This is a genomic window from Shewanella maritima, assembly GCF_004295345.1.
Classification (GTDB): domain Bacteria; phylum Pseudomonadota; class Gammaproteobacteria; order Enterobacterales; family Shewanellaceae; genus Shewanella; species Shewanella maritima.
On record NZ_CP036200.1, the window covers coordinates 848,801 to 861,301 of the forward strand.

Consider the following 12,501-nt stretch of genomic DNA (forward strand, 5'->3'; position numbering starts at 1 on the left):
AGGTTTCTTTCAGCTTTAAAAGTAACTTAATTATATCTTAGCTAGCTGAACCTTAGCTGACTGCTACACAATCTAGTTGCTACTCACCACTTTTTTATTTTTCAACGTTGTAATATGGCTTTGATCCGAGTACTAGTTAACGTAATGGATAGTGATTGACGGGCAAGATTCCCGCCCAAAAGCGTTACGGGAATGACGTGTAGGTTGTAGATAAGGATGACTGATTGGTTACGTTTTGGGAATGAACGCCGGATTGTACTCGAGATGCAGCTTCCCCTTATACGTAACCCTCGGGTGTTTATCTCCTTATGTCACCCTCGAGGTGCTGTTAATCGAGGGTCTTATAGTGGCAGCTGGATTTGATTCCCGCTCAAAGGCATTGCGGGAATGACATGTGGGTTAGGTTGTAGGAGTGAATGGTTGTTGTTCCCCCAGGAAGTGCAGCTCCATCAAGTGTCACCCTCGAAACGCTGTTAATCGAGGGTCTTATGTTGCAATATTGCTTATCCATACCGTCTGATATGGCGCTAGCGTCATGCTGGTCATATCCGCTTCTAATTTGGTGCTTGTAATTAGCTCATACCAAGACTCTGACACAATAAGGTTGATTTCGGTTAGCGGTAAAGTCACGTCTTGATCACTCACATTACTGATACAGAAAATGCTTTGCTGCCTGTCCTGACTTTGCCTCCAAATTCCAAACAGCTGTAACCCTAGATGCAAGGTGAACTGAGTCGCGTTTGGATGAAATGCTGCCTGTTGTTTACGTAGCTTAATTAAATGATTAAGGCTGCTTAGTACTTGATGGTGCTGGCTATGCTTATCTTCAAGCAATTCGATTAATTCATTTATATCCCAGCGATGGCGATTGATTGCCCTATTTTGCCCGGTTGCAGCTACCTTTTGGTAATCATTGCGAGTGGCCAATAGTGAATGGATATAAATTCCCGGTATGCCTTCAAGTGCTAGCATGATGGTATGGGCGCAAATAAAACGCTCGAAGCCGAGGTGGTCTTCTCCCTTAATCGTGCCTTTGAGAGCGTCGATTAACGCGATATTGATTTCATAGGCTTTTTGAGCCTCTTTATCTGCTCGCCATGACACTTTACCGCCAAACAGCTCCATGGTTTCCACTAATGTATCCACCTCTTCTTGCTGCAGTAACCCTTCGACAGGCCTTAGGCCTATTCCATCGTGGGAAGCAATGAAGTTGAAATACGTAGTGCCATTCTGTGCTGGCGGCATGCTCATTAACCAGCGTTTTAGATATAAGCAGCTTCCGGTAATCAGGGTATTAACTAACAACGGCGGCAGAGAAAAGTTATAAATACCATGTGCCTCATTAGCATTACCAAAGTAGGTTAAATTTTGAGTGTTAGGGATATTAGTTTCGGTAATGATCATCGCATCTGGCTGAGCGTGTTCCACCAGCGTGCGCAGTAGACGAATAACCTCATGGGTTTGTGGCAAGTTGATGCACTTAGTACCAGTGACCTTCCACAAAAATGCCACTGCATCTAACCTGAATATATTGACGCCCATATCCAAATACAGACGAATGATCCTCACAAATTGGATTAACACCTCAGGATTACGAAAATCAAAGTCGACTTGATCGTGACTAAAGGTCGCCCACACCTGCTTTACACCATTTTCTGTTCGGGTTGCCCGCAATAGAGGCGATACCCTTGGACGCACGACATCTGAGATATCGGCATCTTCGTCAACAGTAAAAAAGTAATCTTTGCCAGGTGTTTTTTGCTTAATGAAGTTATCAAACCATACACTGCGACTTGAGCAGTGATTAATCACCAAGTCGGCCATTAACCTACGCTTACTCGCAATACGATTAATGTCTTGCCAATCTCCTAAGGAAGGATTCACTGTAGAATAATCCATTACCGCAAAGCCATCGTCTGAGCTATATGGAAAAAATGGCAAAACATGGATACCGGTCAGTTCAGGTAAATACTCGTCACAAAACTTATCCAGGGTCGCTAAAGGTGCACTGCTGCTGGTTGATGATGTTGTAAACACGCTATCACCATAAGTAATGAGCACAATATCTTGCTCGCTCCACAAATTACTGTATGGCGTTGGCTCATGGCAATCTGCATCCAATCCCATAGTTTCAACGAGATTTCCGGCAATAGCGCTGTAGTTTTGCTGTAACTCAACGTTTGCATAAATGATTGCCAATTGCTGGATTAATTTAGCAATTAAGCTATCCAGTAATTTGGCTTGTTTTCTCACATCACTATGTGCTGAGTTATTCTCATTAATTAAACTCTCACCTGATGTATTATCAGTAACTTGGAGTTTAGTGTTGTACATATCACTTACCCTTGATTCTGAATAGCTTATGCTTGGAACCACTAACGTATAGACTGACTTATAACTAAAACCGCCAGACATGCAATCACAAAGCTACATAAACTCCGCATGATCTGCATCAACTGCCGCTTTGAGTTTTGTAAGCACATCTGGCATCGCACTTATCACCCGGCTCCAAGTTGGCATAAATGGTGTTTCCATTGGATTGTCTAAAAATCGCTGCCCTGCCGTAACGATATTTTGCGCAAACATCTCCACCGCCTTTTCTTCCAGGTGAATGTCAGTGGTCAACCCGTTCATTAACGCGTCATTGTGATAGTTCTCAACATAATCCAGGGCAATTCGATAATAAGTCGCTTTTAACGAGCGGAAGGTTTCACAGCTGAAGGTTTCACCTTGGGTAGCAAGCTTGCGGAAAAACGCCTTAGTAATATCAATCGACATTTTCGACAAACCAGCTTCAGTGTTATCTAGCGATAAGTCCTGATGCTTGTGATCGTAGTTATCTGCAATATCAACCTGACAAATGCGGTTGTGAGCATAATTGCGCTGCATTTCACTAAGCACGCCGATTTCAAGTCCCCAGTCACTGGGAATACGCAGGTCATTGAGTACATCCCGCCTAAAAGAAAACTCCCCCGCTAGCGGGTAGCGAAAGCTATCCATGTATTCTAAATAATCGTTATAACCAACAACTCGCTTTAAGGCTTTAATTAACGGTGTTACCAGCAACCTGGAAACGCGGCCATTGATCTTGCCGTTGGCGATCCGCGCATAATAGCCTTTGGTAAATTCATAGTTAAATTGCGGGTTAGCTACTGGGTATAACAACCTTGAAAGCAGTGATTTCTCGTATGTCACTATATCGCAGTCATGCAGCGCAATAGATTCAGATTTACCTGACGCCAGAATGTAGCCCATGCAATACCAAACATTGCGCCCTTTGCCCATTTCTTGCGGTGCCAGTCCAAGCTTTTCTAGCTTGGCATCAAGTTCTTTTAGTCTTGGGCCATCATTCCACAGCACTCTATGATGCTGAGGCAAATCCTTAAAGAATGTAAGTGCATGCTGGTATTGTGCTTTGTCAGCTCTATCTAAACCAATAACGATTTCACTAAGATATGGCACCTGAGCAAGTTTACTAACGATGTCAGGCATTGCCTCGCCTTCGAGCTCTGAAAACAATGAAGGTAGTATTAAACCCAATGGTCGCACCTTGGCGAACTTTATTAACTCAGCTTCAAGTGCTTCGTCACTTCGTTGGGAAAGATTATGTAATGTGGTCACTATGCCATTTTGATAAAAATCAGCCATTTCATTTTCCCTCTTTGTTAAGCACCTTGATTAGCTGCGCGGTCACATATTTCGACTAGGCTTGGAGTAAGCAACAGCTCACTTAAACAATGAGCCCAGCCTCTTGGACCTGGATACGGGCTTTTAAGCACCGGCTTTTTGGTATGCAACAAGGGGAAATCATGAACTGGAGATTTAATTTGCACCGCCACGTCTGCAGCGTTAAGCATGGCAATATCATTACCACTGTCACCTAATGCAATGGTGTACATGGTTTGAGCCCGCTCAAAGGCATATAGCATGGTCAACCAATTCATCGCTTGGGCTTTGTCAGACTGGCCACCAACATGCAAAAAGCGGCCACCTTCTAGCATCTCAGCGCCAAGCTGCTGCATTTTTTCGATAAATTGTTGTTTGATATTCTCACTTCCAAGCCACAGTAATGGCTCAGTGTGTTCGCGCATCAGCGCAAGCTTGGCTTTTGCAGGGGTTAGCTCAGTCACACTGCACAACGACTCAACCGTCATTGCAGAAAATCCAACATAGTATTTTTTGAACTCAGTAACCTGGGTCGTAAGCACCTCAATCCAGTGACTACGAGGCTGGCAAAACGATTTCACCCAGTAATAGCCACGCTCCTCTGTATCTTGCGGTTGTGTGGTGAAATAACCTTTGGGAATGTAAACGGCAGCGCCATTTTCACAAATAAAGGGCGCGTTAAAGCCTAAGGTTTGCTGAATAGATTCCATTTCAGCGAAGGTTTTAGAGGTGTTGGCAATGATAGGAATTTTGCGTTCAGCTAGAGCCTCCATTACTGGTATAGCCTCGGTAAAGCTATAGTCGTAATGATCTAGCAAGGTGCCATCCATATCGGTATAGATTATTGGCTGTTTTGTCATACCCTTCCCCATTTTGCTCGATAGTTTTTTGAACTAACTCGATTCCTAGGCAAGAACATGAGCATTTACGATTGCACAGGGAGTAAATGAACTTTGAAAGCTCAAGACGCCGTAAAACCATCCCTGATAGCTCCGCTTTAGCATCCCTGCTAAAGAGACTGGCTTCCAAAAAGCTCATTCATATCTTAAAAGGTGCAATGATATGTTCATGTTCCCGCTCTGATTCGGTACTAAAATGGGTTCAGGAACTATGCCAGCTAACGTAGAGCTGTGAGGTGACAGGGTGAAGTTGGCGTAAGTAACTAATTTTAAACACTATTAATTAAAAAAAGGCTGAATATAACTAAAGAGGTAAGGATCAAGTCTGCCATTTGAAGTACTGATTTAGTATTTGTTGCACCAAGTCAGTGCAACATGTCGTTGTGAATGGCATTCGCACCGCCCTAGAGAAGCTATTAATCGAGGGTCTTATGTTGGTCGTTGAAATAGATTCCCGCTCAAAAGCTTTGCGGGAATGACTTGTGGTTTGGGTTGCTATATCCAAACGTCACACTCGATATACTGTTAATCGAGGGTCTTATGTTGGAGGCTGGAATTGATTCCCGCTCAAAAGCATTGCGGGAATGACGTGTGGTTGGTCACCCTCGAAAAACTGTTAATCGAGGGTCTTATGTTGTTAACTCTGAGCAAATAGGAAAACCCAAACAAAACGTATTCTACAGCCGATTATAAGATTTCTTGATATAAATCTAACCAATCAGGATTTTGCTTTTCTATTAATTGACACTTCCAAGATCTCCTCCACCGCTTTAGCTTCTTTTCTCGTTCAATAGCAGAGCCAATTTCATCATGCACTTCATAATATACAAGCAGGTTAATATTGTACTTCTGAGTATGGCTTTTCACCAACTTCGCTTTATGTTGATAAACACGATTGATCAAATTAGAGGTGACGCCGATATAAATTGAACCATCCTTTTTATTGGCCATCATATACACATATCCTATAGGCACTTGCAATCCTTGCATTAAGTTTTAGCAAATAAGAAAGTTTAGCTTATTAATTAGGAATTGATTCCCGCTCAAAAGCGTTGCGGGAATGACTTGTGGGTTTCGTTGCTATATTCAAACGTCACCCTCGAGAAGCTGTTAATCGAGGGTCTTATGCGGTCGTACTTAGTTAACTAAAGCTATTCTCAAAGTAGCTTTCAACAATCAGTACAGCAGATACAGCGTCAACTTGCTCTTTGGTCAGCGCCTTGTAACCCCCTAATTCAAATAAACGCGCTTTAGCATCGGCGGTGGTTAAACGCTCATCCTGAGTTGCTACCTTGATCCCAAATCGACCATTAATACGGTTGGCAAATTTTCGAGCTCGTTGCGTCATCTCTTGCTCTGTGCCATCCATGTTAAGTGGCAGGCCAACTACAACAAGATCAGGTTGCCATTCTTTAATCAGCTCACCGATTTTATCCCAATTAGGAATGCCGTCAGTCGCTTTTATTGATAACAACGGCCTAGCAGTTGCTGTAACGCCTTGACCAATAGCAATGCCAATACTTTTTGTACCAAAGTCAAAGCCTAAAACCGTTTGTGGCAACATATGTCTGTCTCAAATGTGATTAATTATGGGAAGTTTAAATATTAGTTCGAAGGGCGATGTAAATTGAATAAGCCACTTAAACTAAGAGCAGTAAAATAAGAAATAAAAGGTGACTTAATTAACAAAAAAGTTTTTCACCACAAAATTAGGCAATAGCGCATTTTACCTTAAGCATGGCCAACTTGATCAGTCAATTGCCAAATATCAATACCTAATTGTTTCGCCGCTTTTTGCCAGAGGCTATCGTAATCTAAATCGTAAAGTAGCTCGGGCGTTGCTTTAATGGTTAACCAGGTATTGTCTGCAAGCTCTTGCTCAAGTTGATCTTTGCCCCAACCTGAATAGCCCAAAGCAACAATATAGTTATCTGGCGCGTCTTCTGTTGCTAGCGAACTGAGTACATCTCTTGATGAAGTGAGCACACAGTAGTCACTCACCTGAAAACTATTACTCCAGGCTTTTTTAGGTGTGTGCAATACAAAGCCGCGCTCTGGCGCAACAGGTCCACCGACCACAACCTGAGCGGCGAGCTTGTTACTTGACGTCGATGGGGCTACTACCGCGACAACGTCTTCATCATCGGTTGCCATGGCCATTTGTTCAAGCAAGCTTTCAACATCAATACCAACGGGGCGATTAATAACGAGCCCCATTGCGCCTTTGTCATCATGCTCACAGATATAAATCACACTCTTCTCAAAAAAGGTGTCGTTAAGAGATGGCATGGCGATAAGTAGATGATCTTGCAAGCTTTCCATAAATGCTTCCTGTGTTGGCTGCGCTTAATGCAGAGTAAAGCCTAGCCGCCCGCTAGTTTTACTTTGTAGTCCATTTTTTCAAGTAACGTTTTAATTTGTTCACGGTTATCGGTTTGGATCTCGATATTGAACTCTTTCACCGTGCCACCACAGCCGCATTGCTTTTTAAGCTTTTGTGCTAGCGCTTTCAGCTCTTTCGCATTTAGCCCAAGGCCCTTAATAACGCTAACACCTTTGCCTTTACGACCTTTGCTATCTTTATGGATACGGACAATACCGTCACCTTGAGGGACTTCTTCCACCGGCTTTTCTTGTTCAATACGACCTTTGTCAGTGCTGAACACCAGTGAAATATTAGGATCAATTCTCATGAGATTGGCTTTACTTCTATACAGATAGGATAGTTTGAGTTTACCAAACCAAAATAAAAGAGGCGAGATCCACTCTCACCTCTTTCATTCTTCTGCACACTTTTCTAGCGCCACATGCATCAAAAGCTTATGGTCCCGCCGGGTGCAGTAAAAACGGCTTTACTTTAAGTACGGCTCAACCAAACCTAGCATCATCTTGATGTGACTTGGGTGGTCATTCAATGCTTCGATATAGCGGAACTGCTTACCGCCGGCCTCTTCAAACACTTCACGGTTCTCACCCTTGATTTCTTCAAGAGTTTCTAAGCAGTCGGCACTGAACGCAGGGCAGATAACAGCTATGTCATCAACGCCTGTGTTACCTAACTGTTCAATTGTGGCGTCAGTGTATGGCCCTAACCACTCCGCTTTACCAAAGCGAGACTGGAAGGTCATCACATAGTCATCTTCTGTTAACCCTAACTTCTCGACCACTAAACGCGTTGTTTTAGCACAGAAGCAATAGTATGGGTCGCCAAGCAAGTGATTGCGCTTTGGCATACCGTGATACGACATAACCAACTTTTTAGGCTTGCCATGCATAGCAAAGTCTTGCTCAATCGACTCAGCTAAAGCATCAATATAGTCCTGGTTATCATGATAAGTATTAATGAAGTTAATCGACGGCACAAAGCGCCACTTCATCAACTCACGCGCGATGGCATCAAATACCGTGCCGCTCGTTGGGCCGGCATATTGAGGATAAAGCGGCAGTACTGTGATTTCATCTACGCCTTCTTTATGCATTTGTTGTAACGTCGACGCGGTAGATGGGTTGCCGTAACGCATCGCTAAATACACTTTAGCATCGATACCTTGCTCATCAAGTTGTGCTTGTAACTTTGCTTGTTGGCGTTTACTAATATCCATCAAAGGCGAACCGTTTTCAGTCCAAATCTCTTTATAAAGTGCGGCAGATTTGGCTGGGCGTGTACGCAGAATAATACCGTGCAAAATAGTTAGCCAAACCAATCTTGGGATTTCCACCACGCGCGGGTCAGACAAAAACTCAGCAAGGTAACGCCTCACTGATGGCGTTGTTGGCTCATCCGGCGTTCCTAAATTCATTAATAACACGCCTTTCTTCCCTCTGGCTTGATGACCAGTATCTTTATCTAACCCAGAAAACTTATACACAATTGACTCCAAGTAATCATAGTCTTACTCATTATTGTTGAGTAAATAACAAAAGACTGCACAGTGCTTGGATGTTATCAAAACCATCGCACCATTGTGCAGTCTTAGTTGTAAACTTAGCTTTAAATCACAGTTACTAATTAACCTTAACACGAGATAAGGTTTAACAAATTCAACTTTGTGTGTCAGTGCTATTAGAGAACAGACTCTATCGCCTGTTTTAACTCTGCGCTATCTGGCTTAACACGCGAGTTAAACTGTTGAACTTGCTTGCCATCACCGCTGACAAGATACTTATAGAAATTCCATTTAGGCGAAGAGGTTTTGTCATTCAAATGTTGAAAAACTGAGTTCGCACCATCACCGCGAACCTCAGATGTTGCTACCATGGTGAAAGTTACGCCGTAGTTAACAAAACACACATCTGCGGTTTTGGCTTCATCTTTTTCTTCCTGGAAAAAGTCATCAGACGGAAAACCAATAACCACAAGTCCGTCATCTTTATATTGCTTATGCACCGCTTCAAGCGCTTCAAATTGCGGGGTAAAACCACAGTTTGATGCTGTATTAACAATAAGCACAGGTTTGCCTTGGGTCAGATCACACAAATCCACCACATCTTCAGAGTGTAGTTTGCGTGCTTTTACATCCAGGTAATCTGGGCAGCTTGCCGCTTGCGCCGTTGATAAGCTTAGCGCTGACAGCACCAGCGAACCGGTAAAAAGTGACTTGACGATTTTAAGATTTGATTGCGATGAAGATAAAACTGAAGTCATGTTATTTCCCTTAACCTGCAGCTTATACCAATTAGCACAAGTATATGATCATTCTTACTGGTTAAAGTCGCTTATAACTTCGTTAGAAATTTTGTAGGTAGAGCAACTAGCTAACTGCAATTTCAGCCTTGTTCTAAGCGACTTTTCCTGCGTAATACTTGATCACCTATTTATCCCAATTGGTATTAAACAATTCATTTTGAACTCAAACTGCATGAATTAGTTGTTAAATATGTACTCACTTTATACGCTTTAAGGCACTAATTCGATCAAAAATGCCGTAACTTAAAGTTACGGCATTTTGTATATCAGTCGTCTTAAACTCATTACGAGCTTTAGCTAAATATTCTATTGACCTATATGTTAGGGCTAATCCAAATCTAAGGTGACACCTTCCATAAAGCCACCAGTACTTGAGGTATCGTTGTTTTGTAGCTTGATCATCAAGCGTAAATCATTTGGTGAGTCAGCATGGTGTAGTGCATCAGCATAACTAATTTCACCCTCAAGATATAAGGCTAATAACGCTTGGTCGAATGTCTGCATCCCTTGCTCATTTGATTTTGCCATGGTCTCTTTAAGCAAGTGTAGATCATTCTTAGCGATTAGGTCGGCAACACGCGGCGTATTAATCAAAATTTCAATCGCAGCGCGACGTCCGCTGCCGTCAGACTTAGCAACAAGCTGCTGCGCCACAATACCGCGTAAGTTCAAAGATAAATCGAACAATAACTGGTTGTGCTTATTCTCTGGCACAAGGTGCATAATACGGTCTAATGCCTGGTTAGCGTTGTTAGCGTGAAGCGTTGCCATACAAAGGTGGCCCGTCTCAGCAAACGACAGTGCAAACTCCATGGTCTCTTGAGTACGGATCTCACCAATCAAGATAACATCAGGTGCCTGACGCAATGAGCTTTTAAGCGCAGCATCGAACGATTCAGTATCAATACCCACCTCGCGCTGAGTAATAATGCTTTTACGATGATCGTGCACAAATTCTACCGGGTCCTCAATGGTTAAAATGTGCCCGCGAGCGTGAGCATTACGATAACCAACCAAGGCTGCAAGCGAGGTAGACTTACCCGTACCTGTACCACCAACCATAATAATAAGACCACGTTTACTCATAACTAGGTCTTTTAAAATTGGCGGTAGTTTTAGTTCTTCCACTTCAGGAATGCGCGTTTCGATACGACGCATCACACAACCTGCAGATTCTCGCTGCCAAAATGCGCTAACACGAAAACGGCCAAGTTCTTTAGCAGCAAATGCAAAGTTACACTCGCTGGTATCTTTAAACTCTTGTTTTTGCGCATCTGTCATTAGCGATTCTACGAAATCTAATGACTGCTCAGAGTTAAAGCTATGCTCACTTAACGCACGTAGCTCACCATCAATTTTGGCGCTGGGTGGAAAGCCTGCAGTGATAAATAAATCCGAGGCTTTCTTCTCAACCATTACTTTTAGAAATGGTGTGACATCCATTGGGTAGTCCTTTTATTATCTCGCTAATCTATCAATTAAAAGTTAGCTTGTTTATTCGAGCTCTTCGACATCGCATCTTCACGGGTAATTTGGCCGCGGTTAACCAGGTTTTGCAAACATTGCTCAAGCGTCTGCATGCCATGAGCCATACCAGTTTGAATTGCCGAGTACATTTGCGCGACTTTATCTTCACGAATGAGGTTACGAATAGCTGGCGTACCCATCATGATCTCGTGAGCGGCGACTCGCCCGCCACCGATTTTCTTGATAAGAGTTTGCGAAATAACCGCCTGTAGTGACTCTGACAACATGGTTCTTACCATGTCTTTTTCACCCGCTGGGAATACGTCAACCACACGGTCAATGGTTTTTGCCGCTGAGGTGGTATGTAAGGTACCAAACACTAGGTGACCGGTTTCTGCTGCCGTCATTGCTAGGCGAATGGTTTCAAGGTCACGCATCTCACCCACAAGAATAACGTCAGGGTCTTCACGCAGTGCACTACGTAGCGCAGCGTTGAAGCTATGAGTATGTTTGTGCACCTCACGTTGGTTAACCAAACATTGTTTGTTCTGGTGCACGAATTCAATAGGGTCTTCAATGGTCAAAATGTGGTCGTGACGATTCTCGTTAATATAGTCGACCATAGCAGCAAGCGTGGTTGACTTACCCGAACCAGTAGGGCCAGTGACCAGCACTAGGCCACGAGGGAAACTAGAGATCTTTTTAAAGATTTCAGGCGCGCCTAGCTGCTCAAGAGTTAAGATTTCAGAGGGAATAGTACGGAAAACAGCACCAGCACCGCGAGACTGGTTAAATGCGTTTACACGAAAACGCGCAAGACCAGGTACTTCAAACGAAAAGTCAATTTCAAGGTGCTCTTCATAGTCTTTACGCTGCTTATCGTTCATGATGTCATAAACTAAGCTATGAACACCTTGATGATCGAGTGCTGGCACGTTAATTTTACGCACTTCACCATCAACACGGATCATAGGTGAAACACCTGCAGAAAGGTGCAAATCTGACGCCTTGTGTTTTACACTAAAGGCTAGTAATTCAGTGATTTCCATTTAAATGACATCCATATAATCAACACTATGACAACAATAGCAGACAGAATATCAATCGCCCAGAGTAGAATTCATCAAGCGGCGCAAAAATGTGCACGCCAACAACAAGATATTGCGCTGCTTGCCGTGAGTAAAACTAAACCTGTAGCTGACATTATAGAAGCTTATGAAGCTGGGCAGCGTAAATTCGGCGAGAACTATGTCCAGGAAGGCGAGCAAAAGATTGCTGAGCTGAGCGCGCAATACCCTGACATCGAGTGGCACTTTATCGGCCCACTGCAATCTAACAAAAGCAAAATCGTTGCAGAGAACTTTGACTGGATGCATACAGTTAGCCGCGCCAAAATTGCCACACGGTTGAGTGAGCAGCGCCCAGCGAATAAATCGCCACTTAACGTTTGTATTCAAGTTAATGTCAGCAATGAACAATCTAAGTCGGGAATCGCATTAACTGAACTCACAGAGCTCGCTGAGCATATTCATCAGCAAGGTAACCTTGTACTTCGCGGGCTTATGGCTATTCCGACAGCGACCGATGATACAGAGCTACAGCGACAAGAATTCGCAGCATTAAATGAAGCATTCAAGCAGCTTAAAGCTAAATATAATCAAGTCAATATCTTATCGATGGGGATGAGTAACGATTTAGATATCGCCATTGAACAAGGCTCAACTATGGTGCGTATTGGTAGCGCCATTTTTGGTAAACGAAATTAATTTCTATATGGATGGT

General features: G+C 43.2%; 12 protein-coding genes. 1 reads left to right on the top strand and 11 read right to left on the bottom strand.

Annotated elements, in window-relative coordinates:
* Positions 1–486: 486 nt before the first annotated feature.
* The 11 genes from EXU30_RS03615 to EXU30_RS03665 form a co-directional block, all read right to left on the bottom strand.
* Positions 487–2,334 (bottom strand): sugar phosphorylase, encoded by a 1,848-nt coding sequence (locus tag EXU30_RS03615; RefSeq protein ID WP_130597860.1) that lies wholly within the window; start codon positions 2,332–2,334, stop codon positions 487–489.
* A 93-nt stretch (positions 2,335–2,427) separates the two neighbouring features.
* Complete coding sequence (locus EXU30_RS03620) at positions 2,428–3,648, bottom strand: glycosyltransferase family protein (RefSeq protein ID WP_130597861.1); 1,221 nt, start codon at positions 3,646–3,648, stop codon at positions 2,428–2,430.
* A 17-nt stretch (positions 3,649–3,665) separates the two neighbouring features.
* Positions 3,666–4,526, bottom strand: a complete 861-nt coding sequence (locus EXU30_RS03625; RefSeq protein ID WP_165398956.1) for an HAD-IIB family hydrolase — start codon at positions 4,524–4,526, stop codon at positions 3,666–3,668.
* Between the two features lie 726 nt (positions 4,527–5,252).
* On the bottom strand, positions 5,253–5,519 hold the full coding sequence (locus tag EXU30_RS03630; RefSeq protein WP_242620311.1) for a GIY-YIG nuclease family protein: 267 nt from the start codon (positions 5,517–5,519) through the stop codon (positions 5,253–5,255).
* A 187-nt stretch (positions 5,520–5,706) separates the two neighbouring features.
* On the bottom strand, positions 5,707–6,129 hold the full coding sequence (gene ruvX / locus EXU30_RS03635) for a Holliday junction resolvase RuvX (RefSeq protein WP_130597864.1): 423 nt from the start codon (positions 6,127–6,129) through the stop codon (positions 5,707–5,709).
* Between the two features lie 167 nt (positions 6,130–6,296).
* The gene (locus tag EXU30_RS03640; RefSeq protein ID WP_130597865.1) at positions 6,297–6,887 is read right to left on the bottom strand and encodes a YqgE/AlgH family protein; all 591 of its coding nucleotides are present in this window, start codon (positions 6,885–6,887) and stop codon (positions 6,297–6,299) included.
* A 41-nt stretch (positions 6,888–6,928) separates the two neighbouring features.
* Positions 6,929–7,258, bottom strand: coding sequence for a stress response translation initiation inhibitor YciH (gene yciH / locus EXU30_RS03645; RefSeq protein ID WP_130597866.1), 330 nt, complete (start codon positions 7,256–7,258; stop codon positions 6,929–6,931).
* A gap of 159 nt (positions 7,259–7,417) precedes the next feature.
* Complete coding sequence (gene hemH, locus EXU30_RS03650) at positions 7,418–8,434, bottom strand: ferrochelatase (protein WP_130597867.1); 1,017 nt, start codon at positions 8,432–8,434, stop codon at positions 7,418–7,420.
* Positions 8,435–8,628: 194 nt separating this feature from the next.
* Complete coding sequence (locus EXU30_RS03655) at positions 8,629–9,210, bottom strand: glutathione peroxidase (RefSeq protein WP_130597868.1); 582 nt, start codon at positions 9,208–9,210, stop codon at positions 8,629–8,631.
* Positions 9,211–9,579: 369 nt separating this feature from the next.
* Positions 9,580–10,695 (bottom strand): PilT/PilU family type 4a pilus ATPase, encoded by a 1,116-nt coding sequence (locus tag EXU30_RS03660; protein WP_130597869.1) that lies wholly within the window; start codon positions 10,693–10,695, stop codon positions 9,580–9,582.
* Between the two features lie 35 nt (positions 10,696–10,730).
* Complete coding sequence (locus EXU30_RS03665) at positions 10,731–11,768, bottom strand: type IV pilus twitching motility protein PilT (protein ID WP_130597870.1); 1,038 nt, start codon at positions 11,766–11,768, stop codon at positions 10,731–10,733.
* Positions 11,769–11,795: 27 nt separating this feature from the next.
* On the opposite strand from EXU30_RS03665, the gene EXU30_RS03670 reads away from it, so the two are divergent.
* A complete protein-coding gene (locus tag EXU30_RS03670) occupies positions 11,796–12,485 on the top strand; it encodes a YggS family pyridoxal phosphate-dependent enzyme (protein WP_130597871.1) in 690 nt (229 codons plus the stop codon).
* Positions 12,486–12,501: the final 16 nt, after the last annotated feature.

Coding starts and splice junctions, on each gene's coding strand:
- EXU30_RS03615 (WP_130597860.1), bottom strand. CDS start 2,334: ATGTACAACACTAAACTCCAAGTTACTGATAATACATCAGGTGAGAGT.
- EXU30_RS03620 (WP_130597861.1), bottom strand. CDS start 3,648: ATGGCTGATTTTTATCAAAATGGCATAGTGACCACATTACATAATCTT.
- EXU30_RS03625 (WP_165398956.1), bottom strand. CDS start 4,526: ATGACAAAACAGCCAATAATCTATACCGATATGGATGGCACCTTGCTA.
- EXU30_RS03630 (WP_242620311.1), bottom strand. CDS start 5,519: ATGATGGCCAATAAAAAGGATGGTTCAATTTATATCGGCGTCACCTCT.
- ruvX (WP_130597864.1), bottom strand. CDS start 6,129: ATGTTGCCACAAACGGTTTTAGGCTTTGACTTTGGTACAAAAAGTATT.
- EXU30_RS03640 (WP_130597865.1), bottom strand. CDS start 6,887: ATGGAAAGCTTGCAAGATCATCTACTTATCGCCATGCCATCTCTTAAC.
- yciH (WP_130597866.1), bottom strand. CDS start 7,258: ATGAGAATTGATCCTAATATTTCACTGGTGTTCAGCACTGACAAAGGT.
- EXU30_RS03655 (WP_130597868.1), bottom strand. CDS start 9,210: ATGACTTCAGTTTTATCTTCATCGCAATCAAATCTTAAAATCGTCAAG.
- EXU30_RS03660 (WP_130597869.1), bottom strand. CDS start 10,695: ATGGATGTCACACCATTTCTAAAAGTAATGGTTGAGAAGAAAGCCTCG.
- EXU30_RS03665 (WP_130597870.1), bottom strand. CDS start 11,768: ATGGAAATCACTGAATTACTAGCCTTTAGTGTAAAACACAAGGCGTCA.
- EXU30_RS03670 (WP_130597871.1), top strand. CDS start 11,796: ATGACAACAATAGCAGACAGAATATCAATCGCCCAGAGTAGAATTCAT.